Below are 17,364 nucleotides of genomic sequence, written 5' to 3'. Positions count from 1 at the left end.
TGGCTTTCCCGGCAATGCCCTGTGCGGGGCAAGCCCCGCACCTACGAGGGCGGCTCAGCGCACCCGCTTCACCCGCTGCCGGTGCGCGCCCACGTTGTCGCCGTCGATGCGCCGCCGCTGGGTGCCCTTCACCTCGCCGACCTTGGTATCCGCGCCGGTCACCGGCCTGGCCTCGATGTCGGTCTCGCGCTCGAAGGCATGCGATTTGTCGGTGTTGCGGTAATACCGGTACAGCGCCCAGTACAGCGCGGTCGCGCCGGCCGGGCCTGCGGCCAGCAACCAGAGTCCACTGTCTTCGCTCATGTCGTGGCTACCAGGAATGCGATGGCGAGGGCTTCGATGAAGGTGCCGGCGGTGAGCGCGGCCAGCAGCAGCTTCCACTGCTGCACCGGCACGCTGCCCATCGTCTCGCCGGTGCGGCCGTTCACCGCGATGTAGTGCAGCAGGCCGCCGTTGCGGCCCGGCTGGTGGTAGGAATACAGCCACACCGGCAGGTACATCGACACCCAGCGGGTGCCGTGCACTTCCAGCCGCTCCTGTTCCCAGCGCACGCCGCGGCCGTAGCGGCGCACCGAGCCTTCGACCTGCGAGCGGGCGATGGACAGCAACTGGTCCTCCAGGCGCGGGCGCAGGTGCTCGACGTCGCGGTCGCGCTTTTCCGACGTGAAGCCGACCAGGTACGAGGCATTCCACTTCACCGCGTTCTTGGTGTCGAACGGCAGGATGGTGTTGATGATGTTGTTGGTGTTGGCGTTCACGTCGAGGTTGCCGCGCTCGCCGGAGGATTCCAGCGGCAGGTCGTCGACGGTGAAGTCCACGTGCCGTTCCACGCGGTAGACGTCGGCGTCGTAATAGGTCCGCTTCTTGTCGCCCGTGCCCACGGTGTAGCTGCGCGTCTGGATCTCGCCCTGCCCGGCGACGTCGGCGCTGGCGTTGCCATCGACGATCATGTACGGCAGGTACACGCCGACCACGTTCTCCGGCGTGAACTGCTCCTTGAACGCCTTGAGCGCGAACATGCGGCGCTTGTCCACGAACTGGCGGATGCGCGCGACCGCATCGTCCTTCCTGATGTGGAACGGCAGCACCGCGTCGGGCACGGCGCCATTGGCGATCTGCTCGTTGACGCCGAACACGTGGCGGCACCAGTGGCAGCGCGCGGTCATCGCGTTCTCGGTGTTGACCGCCACTTCCGCGCCGCAGCCGCCGCACTTGAAGGTCATCAGGCTGGCGGCGTCGGCGGCGATGTCCTGCGCGCCGGAGGCGACCACCGTGCCCGTCAGCTGGTCGATGCCTTCGCCGAAACCGAAGGCCTCCTCGACCCGCTCGCCATGCCATTCGTGGCGGCAATACAGGCAGACCAGCACGTCGCTGCCGGGCTTCTGGCGGATCTCGGTGGCGCCGCATTTCGGGCAGCGGTTGAGGCCGTCCTTCAACTCGGTGGCGGAGGTGTCGATGGCGACCGGATCGGGCGCCTCGATCTCCTCGCGGATCGCCTTCGGCAGCTTCGCGGTATCCAGCGGGAAGCTGCCGGGCAGCGGCGGCACTTCCTGCGGCGACCCCGGTCCGGCCGGCGCGGCCGTCGGCAAGGGCGGCGGCGCGGCGGAGGACGGCAGCGGCGGCGGGGTGGTTCCGGGATCTGGCATGTTCGCGGCGCGTCCTGCGGGTTACAGGCCCAGCGCCTTGGCCTTGAGCGCGTCGTAGTCGCCCTGCGTGATCAGGCCGAGGTCGAGCATCTCCTTGGCCTTCTTCAGCCGCGCGACCGGGTCGTCCGCCGCCGGCGCAGCCGGCGCCACCGGCTGCTGCAGGCCACCGATGCCGCCCATCATGCCCGAAGCCATGCCGATGCCCATCAGGCCCGCCGCGCCGCCATTCTCGCCGGCCGACTGGATGCCCTGGGCGACGCTGGCCTGCAGGTTGGAATTGCCGCGCGCGCCGGACAGCGCATCGGCGCGCTGCACGGTCTTGAGCAGTTCGCGGGTGTTGGCGTCGTACTCGATGGAGACGATGGCGGTCTTGACGATGGCCAGGCCGCGCTCGGTCTTCCACTGGTAGGCGTTTTCCACCGCCGCGGACAGGCTCTGCGCGAAGCCCACCGAATCCTGCTGCAGGCGGGCGATGCGGTTGCCCTTGGCCGGGTCGTTCGAGTACAGGCTGAACGCCGGCGCCAGCGAGCCGACCACTTCGTTGAACAACTGGCTGGCCGCGGCGTTGTCCAGATCGGTGAAGTCGAACACCTTGCCCGGCTGCAGGTAGGCCGCCGGCACGAAGTTCTTCACGAACAGGATCGGGTCGACGATCTTCAGCGTGTACGAGCCGCGCGTCACCGCGCCGACCTGGGTGTTGAGGAAGGCGTCGTCCCAGTAGATTTCCGACTGCGTGCCGAAGCGGTTGTCGGGCAGTTCCTTCAGCGAGACGAAGAACGCGGCCTGCTGCGCGCCGGGCTGGCCACCGAACTTGAAGCGCTCCCAGCTCTGCTTTATCAGCGACGAAACGAGGCCGTCGCCGGCGAAGATCGAGGCCGAGTTGACGTCGTCCGAACGCCATTCGTAGGCGCCCGGCTCGGCGGCGAAGCCGGTGACCGCGCCGTCCTGGAACAGCAGCAGGCCGTAGCCCTCGGGCACGACGATCCGCGAACCGTTGCTGATGATGTTCGACGAGCCGAGCGTGTTGGCACCGCGCCCGGCATTGCTGCCGCGCGGCACCGCGGCGAACAGCGCCGCCGTGGCCGGCAGGCCGTCCGGCACCGTGAGGAAGTCCTTCCACTGGTCGGCAAGCGCTCCGCTGATCGCACCCTTTGCTGCCTGAACAAGCCCCATGACACCACTCCTTGTTTCGTTGCCGGGCACCACGCCCGGCGCGTCCGCAAAACTACATGAAAACCGATGGCGGAGACATCGCCCCGCTCAACCCGCTTCGCCGCCGGCCTCGGCGATGGCCTGCTCGACCTGCCGCGCATCGACCGGGCCGACGAACTGCCGGGCCACCTTGCCGTCCGGCGCGATCAGCCAGGTCATCGGCAACCCGCGCGGGGTGGCGAAATCCTGCGGCGGGTCGTAGGGGTCGAGGATGGCGATCGGGTAGGCGACCGGGTGCTTGTCGAGGAAGGCCTGCATGTCCGCCGGCTCGATGTCCTCGTAGGCCAGGCCGACCACGTCGATGTTGCCGCGCATGGCGTGCAGCGCCGACAACTCCGGCATCTCCTGCAGGCACGGGCCGCACCAGGTGGCCCAGAAGTTGACCAGCACCCATTGCCCACGGTGGTCGGCCAGGTCGTAGGACTTGCCGTCCACGGTCTGCACCTGCAAGCGCGGCATTTCCGCGGTGTGCTCCACCGCCCCGGCGCTGGCCGGCTGGGTGGCCGGCGACGGCGCATCGACTTCGGGTGCGACGGTTTCGGGCTGCGGCTTGCAGGCCGCCAATGCCAGCGCCAGCAGCGCCAGGCAGGGCAATCGGGGGGTCATCGGCTTTCTCCGGCATGGGTGTAGATATCGTCCACGTTGCGCTTGAGCTGCGCGCGCAATGGCACGCGCAGTTCGTCCAGCGCCGCGCAGGCGGCCTGGCCCAACGCATCCTCGCGGAACGGCAGATACTCCTCCGCCACCGGGATGCGCAGCTGCGCACTTTCGTACAGCTCGTGCAGGGTGATGCCGCCCAGGTCGCGTGCCAGCAGCCATTGCCCGCGCTCGTCGCGGCGCAGCAGGCCGATGCCTTCCATCTGCTCCAGCATCTGCTGCAGCAGCGAGTCGGTGAGCATCGGCTCCAGCGTCAGCAGTTCTTCCTCGTCCAGCCCTTGTCCGCTCCGGCGCGCCTCGCGGAAACGGCCGAGCAGGCGCAGCAGCGCATACAGCTCACAGCCCTGCGGCAGGCGCAACGCCAGCGGCTGGTAGCGGAACGCGGCGACGGAGGAAGCCAGCGAGGCGCCGAGCAGCACCGACACCCAGCCCAGATAGATCCACAGCAGCAGGATCGGCACGAACGCCACGGTGCCGTAGAGCTTCTGGTAGGCCTGGAAACTGCCCAGGTACAGGCCCATGCCCCACTTCACCAGTTCCAGCATCACCACCGCCAGCAGCGCGCCGGGCACGGCATGGCGCCACTTCACCGTGTGGTGCGGCACCACCCGGTAGACCAGCATCACGCAGGCGAACTCGATCAGCACCGGCGCCAGCCGCAGCGACAGGTCGGCCAGCCAGCGCCCCTCGGCGGTGCCGAACAGCGGCAGCGCGAACACCTTGGCCGACACCGCCAGCGACGCGGCGGCGAGCATCGCGCCCAGCGTCAGCACGGTCCAGTAGACCAGGAAGCGGGTCAGCCGCGGCCGCGCCGAGGCGACCCGCCAGATCCGGTTGAAGATCTGCTCGACGCTGTTGAGGGTGATCAGCAGCGAGGCCACCAGCGCGATGAAGCCGGCCGCGGTGAGCTGGCCGACGCTGGCCGAGAACTGGCGCAGGTAGCCTTCGGCCGCGCGCGCCGCCGATGGCACGAAGTTGGAGAACACGTAGTCGCTGAGCGCCTCGCTCCAACGGTCGAACATCGGGAACGCCGACAGCACGCCGAACACCACGATGGCCAGCGGCACCAGTGCGAACACGGTGGTGTAGGCCAGCGCGCCGGCCGCCTCGAACAGGCGGTCGTCGAGGAAACGGCACCACAGGAACCGGGCGAAACTGGCCCGGCGGCCCCGGTCACGGATGCGTTCCATCCACAGATTGAGCGAATCCAGAGGCTGCATGCGGCAAGGGTACCCGATGCAAAGCGCGGCCCGCATCGCCGATACTGCCGCCTCCCGTGTGACGTGTGGATGGTGCGATGGCGGAAATCCTGGTGCTGTACTACAGCCGTGGCGGCTCGGTGGCGCGGCTGGCGCGGCAGATCGCCCGCGGCATCGGCGAGGTTCCGGGTATGAGCGCGCGCCTGCGCACGGTGCCGCCGGTGGCCGCCGTCACCCAGTCCAGCGCGCCGCCGGTGCCGGAAGACGGCGCACCGTATGTCGAGGCGACCGACCTGGCCGAGTGCGACGGCATCGTGCTCGGCAGCCCGACCCGTTTCGGCAACATGGCCGCGCCGGTCAAGCATTTCCTCGACGGGCTCGGCGCCGAGTGGGTCAACGGCACCCTGGCCGGCAAGCCGGCGGCGGTGTTCACCTCCACCGCGTCGATGCACGGCGGGCAGGAATCCACGCTGCTGTCGATGCACCTGCCGCTGCTGCACCACGGCTGCCTGATCGTCGGCATCCCCTTCACCGAGCCCGCGCTCAGCCACACCACCGGCGGCGGCACGCCCTACGGCGCCAGCCACGTCGCCGGCGCGCAGGACGACCCGCAGCCCAGCGCCGACGAAGCCCATTTGGCGCGCGTGCTGGGCCAGCGCGTGGCCGACGTCGCGCGGAGGCTGGCGCGGTGAACGCACGACGCCCGACCCTGCTGCTGGCCTTGATCGCGCTGGCCGCGCTGTACACGTACTGGTTCCTGCACGACAAGCACTGGCTGGCCACGCAGCTGGTGTTCACCGCACCGCCGCTGCTGCTGGCCATCGGCCTGCGGCTGGGCTGGCGGCGCGCGCCGTTCTGGTCGGGGGTGCTGGCGCTGTTCTGGTTCAGCCACGGCGTGATGAGCGCCTGGACGCACCGCGAAACCGCATTGCTGGCGTGGGTGGAGATCGTGCTGGCGCTGCTGGTCGTCGCGCTTGCCAGCCGGCCCGGCCTGCGCGCGCGGTTCGGCAAGCGCAAGCCCTGATTCCCTCGCAGGAGCGCACCAAGGTGCGCTCCTGCGACAAAGCATGCGGCTTATCATCTGCACCATTACCGTATGGATTCACCGCAATGATGGAAGACCTCCTGATCGTCACCACCGGTGGCACGATCGACAAGATCTATTTCGACGACAAGTCCGACTACCAGATCGGCGACCCGCAGATCGGCATGATCCTGCGCGAGCTGGGCGTGACCTTCCGCTTCAACGTGATCCCGATCCTGCGCAAGGACTCGCTGCACATCACCGACGACGACCGCGAGCTGATCCGCGCCACCATCGCCGCCCAGCCCACCCGCCACGTGCTGGTCACCCACGGCACCGACTCGATGGTCGCCACCGGCAAGGTGCTCAAGACCATCCCCAGCAAGACCATCGTGATGACCGGCGCGCTCAGCCCGGCGCGCTTCCGCGGTTCGGACGCCGAGTTCAACATCGGCTGCGCGATTGGCGCGGTGCAGTCGCTGCCCGAAGGCGTGTACATCGCCATGAACGGCCGTGTCTGGAACCCGGACAAGGTGCGCAAGAACGTCGAGGCCAACCGCTTCGAGTCGCTCTGACGTGGCCAGGGGCACCCGCGCCACCGCCGCGCTGGACAAGGCCGGCATCGCCCACGGCCTGCACGCCTACGATTACAGCGCCGAGGTCGAGAGCAAGGGCGTGGCCGCGGCGCAGGCGCTGGGCGTCGAACCGGCGCGGGTGTTCAAGACGCTGATGGCATGGGTGGACAAGCAGCCGCTGGTGGCGGTGATCCCCTGCGACCAGCGGCTGTCGCTGAAGAAGCTCGCCGCGGCCTGCGGCGGCAAGCATGCGCAGATGATGGAAGTCGCCGAAGCCGAGCGCCGCAGCGGCTACAGGGTCGGCGGCATCAGCCCGTTCGCGCAGCAGCGGCCGGCGGCCACGTGGTTCGCCGAACAAGCCCAGGGCCACGAACGCATCTGGATCAACGCCGGCCAGCGCGGCCTGCTGCTGGACATCGCCCCGGCCGACGCGCTGCGGTTCCTGCAAGCGCGCCATGCAGATATCTGCGAGTAGGCCAGGGCTACGTCCCCGGCGCCGGTCCGCGAAACAGGCATGCATGCAGGGGGAGCGCCGGGGGCGTAGCCCCGGCCTACCTGGTCGAACCCGCTTTCTGTAGGAGCGACGTGAGTCGCGATGGGACTTCCCCGGAAAATCCCCTGTCGCGGCTCACGCCGCTCCTACAGACAAGGAGTACAGAAAGCAGAAAGCCCCGCGTTTGCGGGGCTTTCCTTCTGCAATCTGCGACGCGAACTCAGCCGTCCAGCCGCACCAGCCAGCCGTGGCGGTCCGGCAGGCGGCCGTACTGGATGTCGGTCAGCTCCTTGCGCAGCGACATCGTGACCTCGCCGGCCGGGGCATCGAGGTTGCCGACGGCGAAGCCCTCGCCCTTGAGCTGGCCGATCGGGGTGATGACCGCGGCGGTGCCGCAGGCGAACACCTCGGTGATCTCGCCCGAGGCCACCCCCTGCTTCCACTCGTCGATCGACACCTTGCGCTCTTCCACGTCCATGCCGCGGTCGCGCGCCAGCTGCAGGATGGATTCGCGGGTGATGCCTTCGAGGATGCTGCCCGACAGCGCCGGGGTGACCAGCTTGTTCTGCTTGCCGTAGACCAGGAACACGTTCATGCCGCCCAGCTCTTCCAGGTACTTGCCCTCGACCGGGTCGAGGAACAGCACCTGCGAGCAGCCCTGCGCCTGCGCCTGCTGCTGCGGCAGCAGCGAGGCGGCGTAGTTGCCGCCGCACTTGGCCGCGCCGGTGCCGCCCTTGGCCGCGCGCGCGTAGTCGGTGGACAGCCAGATCGCCACCGGCGCCACGCCCTTGGCGAAGTACGGGCCGGCCGGGCTGGCGATGACGTAGTAGCTGGCCTTGTGCGCGCCACGCACGCCGAGGAACGCTTCGTCGCCGATCATGAACGGGCGGAAGTACAGGCTGGCCTCGTCGGCATCGGACACCCAGTCCTTGTCCAGCGCGATCAGCTGCTTCAGCGACTCGACGAAGATATCCACCGGCAGTTCCGGCAGCGCCAGCCGTGCGGCCGAGCGCTGCAGGCGGCGGCCGTTGGCGTCCGGGCGGAAGGTCCACACCGAACCATCGGCATGGCGGTAGGCCTTGATGCCCTCGAAGATTTCCTGCCCGTAGTGCAGCACCGCCGCGGCCGGGTCCAGCGCGATCGGGCCGTAGGGCATCACCGCCGCGTCATGCCAGCCGGTGTCCTTGTCCCAGCGCACGGCCACCATGTGGTCGGTGAAGTGCAGGCCGAAGCCCGGCTTTTCCAGGACCTTGGCGCGCTCTTCCGCGCTGCGCGGGTGGTCCGAACGGGTGACGCGGAAACTCAGGGACTGGGACACCGGTAATTCCTTCCAGATTGCGGGTTTGGAGCCGGCCTGCATGCAAACCGGCCAGTTGGGACCTTACAGCATGCCGGTTTCGAGCCGCGCCGCCTCGGACATCATGTGCTTGCCCCACGGCGGGTCGAACACCAGGTCGACGTCGGCCTGGGCCACGGTCGGGATCATCTCCAGCTTGCTGCGCACGTCGTCGACCAGGATCTCGCCCATGCCGCAACCGGCCGCGGTCAGCGTCATCTTGACGTCCACCTCGCGCTGGCCGTCGTCCAGGTGCTTGATGTCGACTTCGTAGATCAATCCGAGATCGACGATGTTGAACGGGATCTCCGGGTCGAAACAGGTCCGCAGCTGCTGCCAGACCAGCTTTTCCACGTCCTCGTCGCCAGCGTCGGCGGGCAGGTCAAGCCCCCCCGTCACTTCCTTGCCGATGGCATCACCGTCCTTGCCGGCGATGCGGAACAGGTTGCCCTCGACGAACACCGTATAGCTGCCGCCCAGCGCCTGGGTGATGTAGCCGTAGCTGCCGGCGGGCAGGGTCACGCTGTCGCCCTGCGGCACCATCACGGCCGGGCAATCGCGTTCGAAGTGGACGGGTTCGCTGCTGCGGGAGTACATGGCGTGCGATATGGGGGCGCCGGGAAGACCGGCAAGGACCCCATTTTATCCGACTGCGCGCCCCCGGCGCCGAAACGCTATGCTGCACGCCCTTTCGCGGAACGCTCATGGCCCCTCTTTCCCCGCCGCCGGCCGGTCGCACCCAGCACTGGCTCTGGCCGCCGCTGTTGCTGCTGGGAAGCATCACCGTCGCCATCGCCTGGCTGCTGGCCGCCCTGGCCACCGGCACCCCGGCGGGCTGGATGGCGGTCGTCGCCGCGCTGGAAGCGGCGTGGATGCTGCGCCTGGGCACGCTGCGCGGCGGCAGGCTGCGCGTGGCCGTCGCGCTGCTGGCGACCATGCTGATCGCACTGGCCGCCAACTGGGGCATCGCCGCGGCCTGGATCGGCGGCCCGATGGGGCTGACACCGTTGGAATCGGCGCTGCGCCTCGGCCCGCATCTGGCCTGGACCCTGATCGGGCTGGGCAACGGCGTTGCCGAAATCATCTGGCTGCTGGCCGGCCTGTTGCTCGCATGGTGGCTGGCGCGCTGAACACGCTGGGTCGGCGTGTCCCGTGAACGCATCCGGTAGTGCCGGCCGCTGGCCGGCAACCCCGCATGCATGACCTTCCGTAGCCAGGTAGGCCGGGGCTACGCCCCCGGCACTTGGGGTTCATGCCGCCGGGGGTGTAACCCCGGCCTACGGGGCTGCAGACCTCCCATGGATGCGGGGCTCGCCCCGCATGAAGCCTTCCCGGTCAACCTCCGTGCCGGGCAAGCCCGGCACCTGCGCAAACATTGTGCAGTGCCGGCCACTGGCCGGCACTGCCTCAATGCCCGCCGTCCAGCGCCTTCAGTTCGCTGACCAGTGCGCTGGCCATTTCCGCGCCATCGCCGTACAGCATGCGGGTGTTGTCCGCATAGAACAGTGCGTTCTCGATGCCGGCGAAACCGGTACCCTTGCCGCGCTTGATGACGATGGTGTTCTTCGAGTCCACCACGTCCAGGATCGGCATGCCGTAGATCGGGCTGGTCGGGTCGGTCTTGGCCACCGGGTTGACCACGTCGTTGGCGCCGATCACCAGCGACACGTCGGTGGTGGCGAACTCCGGGTTGATGTCGTCCATGTCGGCGATCAGGTCGTAGGGCACGCCGGCCTCGGCCAGCAGCACGTTCATGTGCCCCGGCATGCGCCCGGCGACCGGGTGGATGGCGAACTTCACCTTGACCCCGCGATCGATCAGCCGCTGCGCCAGTTCCCATATCTTGTGCTGGGCCTGCGCCACCGCCAGGCCGTAGCCGGGCACGATCACCACGCGCTCGGCGAAGGCCATCATCGCCGCCACGTCGGCGGCCTCGATCGGCTTCTGGCTGCCGCTGATCTCCGCACCCTGCCCGCCACCGCCGAAATTGGAGAACAGCACGCCGCTGATCGGCCGGTTCATCGCCTTGGCCATCAAGCGCGTCAGCAGGATGCCGGCGGCGCCGACCATCATGCCGGCGATGATCAGCGCCTCGTTGCCGAGCACGTAACCTTCGAACGACACCGCCAGGCCGGTGAACGCGTTGTACAGCGAGATCACCACCGGCATGTCGGCGCCGCCGATCGGCAGCGTCATCAACACGCCCAGCGCCAGCGCGACGACGAAGAAACCGATGATCGCCAGCGGCTGCAGCGTGATCCCCGCCCACACGCCCAGCGCCACCATCGCCACCGCCACCAGCAGGTTGAACACCTGCTGGCCGGGGAAGGTGACGCGCTTGTCCAGCCGACCGTCGAGTTTGGCCCAGGCGATGATCGAACCGGACAGCGACACCGCGCCGATCGCCGAACCAATGACCGCCAATGCCAGCACCGTCGCCGACGGCTGCCGCGCAGCCAGGTCGGCGATGGCCTGCGCGCTCCAATGGCTGGTGTCGCGGTTGGCCAGCGCGGAAAAGCGCAGCAGTTCCACCGCGCCGATCGCCGCGGCCGAACCGCCGCCCATGCCGTTGTAGAGGGCGACCATCTGCGGCATGTCGGTGATGGCGACCTTCTTCGCCGACACCCACGCCAGCCCGGTGCCCAGCACCAGCGCCACCAGGATCAGCGCGATGTTGTGCAGCCCCGGCAGGAAGAACGTGGCGGCGGTGGCGATCAGCATGCCCAGTCCGGCCCAGCGGATGCCGCTGCGCGCGGTCATCGGCGAGGCCATGCGCTGCAGGCCCAGCAGGAACAGCGTGGCGGCGACCAGGTAGCTGGTGCCCACCAGCCACGAAAGCAGTTGCGCGGTGGTCACGTTCAAGCCTTGTCCTCCGCCTTGGCCGGCTTCCTGCTGGACTTGAACATCTCCAGCATGCGCTCGGTGACCACGTAGCCGCCGGCCGCGTTGCCCGCGCCCAGCGCCACGGCGACGAAGCCGATGGCCTTCTCCAGCGTGGTGTCGGCATGGCCCAGCACCACCATCGCGCCGATCAGCACGATGCCGTGGATGAAGTTGGAACCGGACATCAGCGGGGTATGCAGGATCACCGGCACCCGCGAGATGATCACGTGGCCGGCGATCGCCGCCAGCATGAAGATGTACAACGCCACGAACCCGTCGCTCATTGCCGCTTTCTCCAAGGCGTGAAACCGTCTGTCCCGCATGATAACCACGGCAGCGAAGCCGGCGCGACGGTTGCGATGTCAACCGTTTCCGCGCCCGTGCGTTGTTACTGGCAGTCCCCTTGCGAGCCGCTACCCTGTGCTGGTGACCAGCCCGCCCCTGCCGACCGCCGCGCCCGCCTCGCTCGATGCCTTCCTGGCCGGCATCGGCCCGCGCGCGTTCCGCTTCGCCGAAGCCGGCCTGCGCCAGCGCGACGATGCGCTGGACGCGGTGCAGGACGCGATGGAGCGCATGCTCGGCTACCGCGACCAGCCGGCCGAAGAATGGACGCCGCTGTTCTGGAGCATCCTGCGCCGGCGCATCATCGACATCCAGCGCCGCCGCAGCTTCCGCCTCAAGTTCTGGGCGCCGGCGCAGGACGAGGACGGCCCGATCGACTGGGCCGACGAAACGCCCGGCCCGGCGCAAACGCACGAGCAGCGCGAGGACTACGCGCAGTTGGTGCAGGCGCTGCGGCAACTGCCTGCGCGCCAGCGCGAGGCGTTCGGCCTGCGCGTGTTGCAGGAACTGGACGTGGCGACCACCGCCCGGGCGATGGGCTGTTCGGAAGGCTCGGTAAAAACCCACCTGTCGCGCGCCCGCGACGCATTGCAGAAACAACTGGAGGCCACGCGGTGAACCGCCTGCCCACGACCAAGCACGACGATTTCGACCACTCGGTACGGCACCTGCAACGGCAGGCCGAAGCCGCGCTCTCGCCGGCCACGCTGGCCCGGCTGCGGCAGGTGCGCCAGCAGGCCACGGCCAATGGCGCGCCTTCGCCGTGGCGCCGCCGCGGCTGGTGGCTGGCCAGCGCCTGCTCGGCGGTGCTGGCGGTCACCGTGGCACTGCAATTTCCCACGACGCCCACGCCTGCGCCCGCCGACATCGCGGCCGCAGCCGGCGCCAGCGACGACGACGTTTCCCTGCTGTTCGACGAAAGCCCCGAGCTGTACCTGTGGCTGGGTTCGGATGCCCTGGCGATGGAGTGAGAACGATGAACACCCGCCCGTTTTTCCTGTTGCTGCCCCTGCTGCTCGCCTGCGCCGCTCCCGTTGCCGCGCAGCAGGCATTGCCCGAATGGGACCAGCTCACCCCGGCCCAGCGCGAAACCCTGATCGCCCCCGTCCGCGAACGCTGGAACGACGCCCCGCCCGAACGCCGCCGGCACATGTATGAGCATGCCCGCAGCTGGCAGCAGATGACGCCCGAGCAGCACGAACAGGCGCGGCGCGGCATGCGCCGCTTCGAGAGCATGTCCCCGCAGCAGCAGCGCGAGGCCCGCGCCCTGTTCGGAAAGATGCGCGGCATGGACAAGGCACAGCGCGAGCAACTGCGCGAGCAGTGGCGGAAGATGACGCCCGAGCAGCGCCGGCAGTGGGTGGAAGCCAACCCGCCGCGTTGAGCGGGAGGCGGCAGCGCGCAACGTCTTTGATCTTCCTTCTCCCTGCGGGAGACAACTCGGCAGGATTGCCTAGTTGCGCGGCGAAGCCGCCCAAAGGGGGCGGCATATGGATGTGCCGCATGCAGGTGCCCGGAGGGCGGATGAGGGTCAAACGGAGTCCGTGATGGTTAACCACCCCGATCCGTTTGCCCCTCACCCCAACTCCTCTCCCGGAGGGAGAGGGGCTTCAAGCCCGCGCTCCAGCCCATGCCACTTCGCAGGCTGGGTTGAGCGCAGCGAAGCACTTTTCAACAGCCGAATGGCCGGTCAGCCCAGCGCCATGAAATATCCCAAAGGCAAAGTCGGCCTTCCTTCGCCGGCCCAACCTGCATGCCGTCAATCATTCGGCAGGATCGACAATCGCGTCACATCGGACACCGATTCGGCACGCAACAGGACGCGGTTGTCCAGACAGCATTGCGGCAGAGCATCGGGCCGCCACTCGAACACGCCCGAAACCGTGGCCGCTGCCCGCCGCACCCTCAACATGTCGCGCGTGCCGAACAGTTCTTCCAGAATCATGGAGGGGCCTGCCAACGTAATGATCCGCACATGGGAATCATCACAGTCATACAGATAGACACCATGATGCATGGCCGTCGCGACACAGGCCGGCACCTGCACGCGCTTGCCCGCATATTTGTCCGGGTTTTCGGCCAAGTGCCGGTACGCAACACGTAGCGGTTCGTCATCCGCGAAAGCAAGGCCACTGCCAAAACCCGCAGCGACCAACCACGCAACTGCAATCCCGGCACGCAACCTCATGCGTCGGCCGGCCGCTCCGGCCACACCGTCTTCGCCAGCAGTTCGTCGTTCCAGTCGAAGGCCAGCGCGCCGTCCTTCAGGAACAGCGAGACGAAGTTGAGCACGTTGCGCGCGTACATCTCGCTGGCGTGGACGGCGCCCATGCTGGCCAGGTCCAGCGGGCCGGCGACGGTGACGCCGCCGACGCCGATGGTTTCGCCCGGCTTGGTCGCCTCGCAGTTGCCGCCGGTTTCGGCGGCCAGGTCGACGATGACGCTGCCCGGCTTCATGCCCGCCACCATCGCCGCAGTCACGATCTTCGGCGCGGGCCGCCCGGGCACCGCGGCGGTGCAGATCACCACGTCGATGCCCTTGAGGTGCTCGGCCAGCCGCTGCTGCTGCTCGGCGCGCTCTTCGTCCGTCAGCTGGCGCGCATAGCCGCCCTCGCCGGCGGCGCTGACGCCGAGGTCGAGGAACTTGCCACCCAGCGATTCGATCTGCTCGCGGGTTTCCGGGCGCACGTCGAAGCCTTCCACCTGCGCGCCCAGGCGCCTGGCGGTGGCGATGGCCTGCAACCCGGCCACGCCGGCACCGACCACCAGCACCTTCGACGGGCGGATGGTGCCGGCGGCGGTGGTCAGCATCGGGAAGAAGCGCGGCGCCAGCTGCGCGGCGATCAGCGTGGCCTTGTAGCCGGCCATGCCGGCCTGCGAGCTGAGTACGTCCATCGCCTGCGCGCGGGTGGTACGCGGCAACCGCTCCAGCGGGAAGGCGGTCAGCTGCCGTGCCTGCAACGCGGCCGCGCGCGCCGCGTCGGCCTGCGGGTGCAGCATGCCGACCAGCACCGCGCCGGACTTGAGGCTTTCGATCCGTGCCGGCGCCGGTGCCTGCACGCACAGCACCAGCTCGGCGTCGCCGATGGCGTCATCGATCCGGGCGCCGGCTTCGGCATAGGCTGCATCGGTGAAACCGGCGGCGCTGCCGGCACCGGCCTGCACCCGCACCTCGGCGCCGGCCGCCCGCAGCTTCTTCACCGTCTCCGGCGTGGCCGACACGCGCCGCTCGCCGCTCGCGGTTTCCTTCAACACCAGTACATCCACGGCCATTGCCCGTCCTCGATGCGCAGTTGAATACGCGTCGGATCGTAGCAAAGCCGGGCCTTGCGGCGGCACATGCGTGCGGATGAAAACATCCGGCGATCGGTTTCCGCGGATACGAACGCGGCGGGGCAAGCCCCGCCGCCGCAACGGGTGGAAAACCGCGTCAGTGCAGCGTGGGCTGCTGCGGGTCGAGGCGGTCGATCACGCCCTGCATCGCGGTGTCGAATGCGCCGTCGTCCAGGTGCGGGCGCAGCCGGCCCAGCCGCTCCATCACCACCAGTTCCTCCGGCGAGGCGACGCAGAAACGCACGCCGCGGCGGTTGACGAACAGCAGCCGCGAGGAAATCGGGCTCACCCACGACAGCTTGCCGGCCTGCACCTTGCCGTCCTTGTCGACGAAGTCCAGCCAGGTGCCCACGGCCATGCCGCGGTAGCGCTCGGCATCGGCGACGTCCACGCTTTCGGTCTTCTCGGCACCGAGGTCGAGCGCCGGCGATTCCTGCACCGGCGCCGTCGGCAGCGCCACCTGCGGCAGTTCCGGCAGCGCGCGCTCCAGCTCCGGGCGCGCTTCGGCGATGGCCTGCAGCGTGTCGTGCAGCGCGTCGATCGCCGCCACGCTGCCTTCGCCATGCAGGCCGACGCTGGCGAACACCTTGCGCAGCGCCGGCTGGCAGGATTGCAGCCACGGCTTGCCGACGATGTGGCGGTGCGCCTCGGCCACTTCCTCCAGCAGCGTGTCGGCCAGCTGCAACGCCTCGCCGACCGCGGCGCCGTCCTCGCCTTCGCGCAGCAGGCCGAGGGTCAGATGGTGGTTCCACGGCTGACGCAGGAAGTCGCCGATCGCCGCCGGCAGCGGCGCGCCGGCCTGCAGGCGCTTGTCCAGTTCGGCGGCGGCGCGGCTGCGCGCCATTTCCAGCTTTTCCTGGCCGCGCTGGGTTTCGGTCGCGCGGCGCTCGGCGATCTCGATGCGGCGGCGGTGCTGGGCGAGGAAGTCCCGGAACTCCTCTTCCAGGGTCAGGAAGATCGCCAAGTTCTCGTTGAATTCAGCGATCAGCCGGTCGATGATCTCCTCGACCTTGCCCATCAGCGCGCGCTCGGCCTGGCTTTCGCCGGCATTGCCTTCGCAGGCCTCGGCCAGCGAGTTGAGCAGCTTGCGCGCCGGGTGGGTCTTCTGCACGAACATGCGCCGGTCGAGCATGGCGACCTTGACGAACGGCACCACCAGGCGGCCGATCAGTTCGCGCGAGCGGCCTTCCAGTTCGCGCTCGTCCAGCATCACGTCGAACAGCATGCCGACCAGGTCGATGGCGTCCTCGTCCTGCGGGTCCAGCCGCGCCTGCGACGGATCCACGCCCAGCCGGGTGGCGCCGGAAATCACTTCGTTCTTCAGCCGCTGCGCCAGCGATTCGGTTTCGTCACCGACCGCCGCGCGCAAGGTGGCCGTTGGCGTGGCCTGCAGCAACGACAGCACCGACATCATCTCGTGCTGGCTCAACGGCCGCTGCTGGCCCACCGCGACCTGCGCGGCGGCGGTGGCGTCCTCGCGCACGTGGCGGGTCTGCGCCAGCAGTTCGTGCAGCGCTTCAAGCACCATGTTCTGCCCGTTCGGCGCCGGCTCGTCGCCGAGGGCGCCATGTGCGCCGGCCTGCAGTTCGCTGCGGTGCCGGGCCCAGCGCTCGGTGAAGCGCCGCGCCCATGCCGGCGCGCCCTGCGGGTCCTCCGGTTCGGCCTCGCGGGCCGGCTCCGGCTCCGGCTCCGGCTCGTGCCGCGCCTTGGCCGCAGCCCGCGGCGCGGCGGGACGGCCCGGCTGGGAGATGCCCGGCATCACCCCGGCCTCGGCCAGGCCTTCGTCCACGTCGCGGTAGATGCGGCCGACCTGTGCAGCGAATTCGCGCTCGCACAGCTTGATCAGCACCAGCCGCACCTCGGCCACCAGGTCGCAGGTGGAGAACGCCTCGTGCAGGGCGACGCCGATGTGCTCGGGGCCGACCGGGTTGCTGCTGGCGTCCATCTCGTCCACGCCGGCCACCCACGCCAGGCGGCGGTCCAGCCGCGCCAGCACCGGCTTCCAGTCGCGCAGCACCACGCTGGCGAAATTGCGCACCGCCAGCCGCGATTCGAGGTCGTGCTCGGACAACAGGCTCAACCCGCCGTCACCCTGCGCGGCCTGGGTCAGCACCAGCTCGGCGGACAGCGGCGTGCCGCCTTCCAGCGATTCCCATGCCTGCTTCAGGTGCGCGCCGAAGCGCAGGGTGATGTCCTCGCGGCGGCGGCGCAGCTCGCGCATGCCGTCGAGGAACACCAGCTGCGAGGCGCCGGCAGTCTCGGCGCGGTTGAACAGTTCGTCGTCGAATCCGGCCAGGGCCTTGTCGAAGGCACTGGACAGCGCCGGCAGCGCGGCGTCGCGGGCAAGCGCCAGCAGACCCGGGTTGTGCCCGGGGTGGCCTGATGGATGCGGACTGGACTTCATGCGCAACTGCTCCACACCCGGCGGGAGGCCGGAATGCCGGAAAACGGAAAGTGGGATACGGCTGCTCCCCCAAGCACCGCCCGTGCATGGTAAGGAGACTCGCTGAACAGGGTCAGTGATGCAGTCCGCACTTTGTACCTCGCTGCCGGCAACCCGGCATCCAGCGCCATGCTAAGCACCCGCCGTCGAATTGGCGAGAAAACCGCCGCTGCCGTGGCAGAACGCAGATTTCCCGCCGCCTGAAGCAGGGCATCGGCCGA

20 protein-coding genes are annotated in these 17,364 nt (G+C 69.0%); 8 read left to right on the top strand and 12 right to left on the bottom strand.

Annotated features, from left to right (window positions below; genetic code table 11):
• Positions 1-54: 54 nt before the first annotated feature.
• The 5 genes from MIC98_RS05540 to MIC98_RS05520 form a co-directional block, all read right to left on the bottom strand.
• Positions 55-303, bottom strand: a complete 249-nt coding sequence (locus MIC98_RS05540) for a hypothetical protein (protein WP_057640136.1) — start codon at positions 301-303, stop codon at positions 55-57.
• Positions 300-1,646: a TFIIB-type zinc ribbon-containing protein gene (locus tag MIC98_RS05535; RefSeq protein ID WP_239736370.1), complete on the bottom strand. Its 1,347-nt coding sequence runs from the start codon at positions 1,644-1,646 to the stop codon at positions 300-302. The genes MIC98_RS05540 and MIC98_RS05535 overlap by 4 nt, the downstream gene beginning before the upstream one ends.
• A gap of 21 nt (positions 1,647-1,667) precedes the next feature.
• Complete coding sequence (locus tag MIC98_RS05530) at positions 1,668-2,819, bottom strand: SPFH domain-containing protein (protein ID WP_057640134.1); 1,152 nt, start codon at positions 2,817-2,819, stop codon at positions 1,668-1,670.
• 87 nt (positions 2,820-2,906) lie between these two features.
• Positions 2,907-3,464, bottom strand: coding sequence for a TlpA disulfide reductase family protein (locus MIC98_RS05525; RefSeq protein WP_057640133.1), 558 nt, complete (start codon positions 3,462-3,464; stop codon positions 2,907-2,909).
• Complete coding sequence (locus MIC98_RS05520; protein WP_239736369.1) at positions 3,461-4,735, bottom strand: YihY family inner membrane protein; 1,275 nt, start codon at positions 4,733-4,735, stop codon at positions 3,461-3,463. The genes MIC98_RS05525 and MIC98_RS05520 overlap by 4 nt, the downstream gene beginning before the upstream one ends.
• 77 nt (positions 4,736-4,812) lie before the next feature.
• On the opposite strand from MIC98_RS05520, the gene wrbA reads away from it, so the two are divergent.
• From wrbA to ybaK, 4 genes are all read left to right on the top strand, one after another.
• A complete protein-coding gene (wrbA, locus tag MIC98_RS05515) occupies positions 4,813-5,406 on the top strand; it encodes an NAD(P)H:quinone oxidoreductase (RefSeq protein WP_239736368.1) in 594 nt (197 codons plus the stop codon).
• On the top strand, positions 5,403-5,738 hold the full coding sequence (locus MIC98_RS05510) for a DUF2069 domain-containing protein (RefSeq protein ID WP_239736367.1): 336 nt from the start codon (positions 5,403-5,405) through the stop codon (positions 5,736-5,738). The genes wrbA and MIC98_RS05510 overlap by 4 nt, the downstream gene beginning before the upstream one ends.
• A gap of 89 nt (positions 5,739-5,827) precedes the next feature.
• Positions 5,828-6,313, top strand: a complete 486-nt coding sequence (locus MIC98_RS05505; protein ID WP_239738043.1) for an asparaginase domain-containing protein — start codon at positions 5,828-5,830, stop codon at positions 6,311-6,313.
• A gap of 1 nt (position 6,314) precedes the next feature.
• Positions 6,315-6,788 (top strand): Cys-tRNA(Pro) deacylase, encoded by a 474-nt coding sequence (ybaK, locus tag MIC98_RS05500; RefSeq protein ID WP_239736366.1) that lies wholly within the window; start codon positions 6,315-6,317, stop codon positions 6,786-6,788.
• Between the two features lie 238 nt (positions 6,789-7,026).
• Here ybaK and MIC98_RS05495 read toward each other — a convergent pair whose 3' ends face one another.
• Positions 7,027-8,124, bottom strand: coding sequence for a branched-chain amino acid aminotransferase (locus tag MIC98_RS05495; protein WP_239736365.1), 1,098 nt, complete (start codon positions 8,122-8,124; stop codon positions 7,027-7,029).
• 63 nt (positions 8,125-8,187) lie between these two features.
• Complete coding sequence (gene sufT / locus MIC98_RS05490; RefSeq protein ID WP_057641735.1) at positions 8,188-8,739, bottom strand: putative Fe-S cluster assembly protein SufT; 552 nt, start codon at positions 8,737-8,739, stop codon at positions 8,188-8,190.
• Between the two features lie 107 nt (positions 8,740-8,846).
• Here sufT and MIC98_RS05485 point away from each other — a divergent pair, with 107 nt between their 5' ends.
• Positions 8,847-9,272, top strand: a complete 426-nt coding sequence (locus MIC98_RS05485) for a hypothetical protein (RefSeq protein WP_239736364.1) — start codon at positions 8,847-8,849, stop codon at positions 9,270-9,272.
• 277 nt (positions 9,273-9,549) lie between these two features.
• Here MIC98_RS05485 and MIC98_RS05480 read toward each other — a convergent pair whose 3' ends face one another.
• Entirely contained in the window at positions 9,550-11,004 is a 1,455-nt protein-coding gene (locus MIC98_RS05480; RefSeq protein WP_239736363.1) for an NAD(P)(+) transhydrogenase (Re/Si-specific) subunit beta, read from the bottom strand.
• Positions 11,001-11,309 carry an NAD(P) transhydrogenase subunit alpha gene (locus MIC98_RS05475; RefSeq protein WP_239736362.1) on the bottom strand — a complete coding sequence of 103 codons (309 nt, stop codon included), beginning with the start codon at positions 11,307-11,309 and terminating at the stop codon, positions 11,001-11,003. The genes MIC98_RS05480 and MIC98_RS05475 overlap by 4 nt, the downstream gene beginning before the upstream one ends.
• Positions 11,310-11,445: 136 nt before the next feature.
• Between MIC98_RS05475 and MIC98_RS05470 the strand changes: the two genes are divergently transcribed.
• The 3 genes from MIC98_RS05470 to MIC98_RS05460 are packed head-to-tail and all read left to right on the top strand — an operon-like array spanning position 11,446 to position 12,751.
• Entirely contained in the window at positions 11,446-11,985 is a 540-nt protein-coding gene (locus tag MIC98_RS05470) for an RNA polymerase sigma factor (RefSeq protein ID WP_239736361.1), read from the top strand.
• Positions 11,982-12,338, top strand: coding sequence for a hypothetical protein (locus MIC98_RS05465; RefSeq protein ID WP_239736360.1), 357 nt, complete (start codon positions 11,982-11,984; stop codon positions 12,336-12,338). Before MIC98_RS05470 ends, MIC98_RS05465 begins: the two co-directional genes overlap by 4 nt.
• A gap of 5 nt (positions 12,339-12,343) precedes the next feature.
• Entirely contained in the window at positions 12,344-12,751 is a 408-nt protein-coding gene (locus MIC98_RS05460; protein ID WP_239736359.1) for a DUF3106 domain-containing protein, read from the top strand.
• Positions 12,752-13,126: 375 nt separating this feature from the next.
• On the opposite strand, the gene MIC98_RS05455 is transcribed toward MIC98_RS05460, so the two are convergent.
• From MIC98_RS05455 to MIC98_RS05445, 3 genes are all read right to left on the bottom strand, one after another.
• Positions 13,127-13,555 (bottom strand): hypothetical protein, encoded by a 429-nt coding sequence (locus MIC98_RS05455; protein WP_239736358.1) that lies wholly within the window; start codon positions 13,553-13,555, stop codon positions 13,127-13,129.
• Positions 13,552-14,640 carry an NAD(P) transhydrogenase subunit alpha gene (locus MIC98_RS05450; RefSeq protein ID WP_239736357.1) on the bottom strand — a complete coding sequence of 363 codons (1,089 nt, stop codon included), beginning with the start codon at positions 14,638-14,640 and terminating at the stop codon, positions 13,552-13,554. Before MIC98_RS05450 ends, MIC98_RS05455 begins: the two co-directional genes overlap by 4 nt.
• 157 nt (positions 14,641-14,797) lie before the next feature.
• Positions 14,798-17,104, bottom strand: a complete 2,307-nt coding sequence (locus MIC98_RS05445; RefSeq protein ID WP_239736356.1) for a DUF1631 domain-containing protein — start codon at positions 17,102-17,104, stop codon at positions 14,798-14,800.
• Positions 17,105-17,364: the final 260 nt, after the last annotated feature.

Origin of the sequence: Stenotrophomonas sp. NLF4-10 (genome assembly GCF_022359915.1) — a bacterium.
Classification (GTDB): domain Bacteria; phylum Pseudomonadota; class Gammaproteobacteria; order Xanthomonadales; family Xanthomonadaceae; genus Stenotrophomonas; species Stenotrophomonas daejeonensis.
Note: the sequence above shows the minus strand (reverse complement) of the source record. Positions and strands in the feature narration are given on the sequence as shown.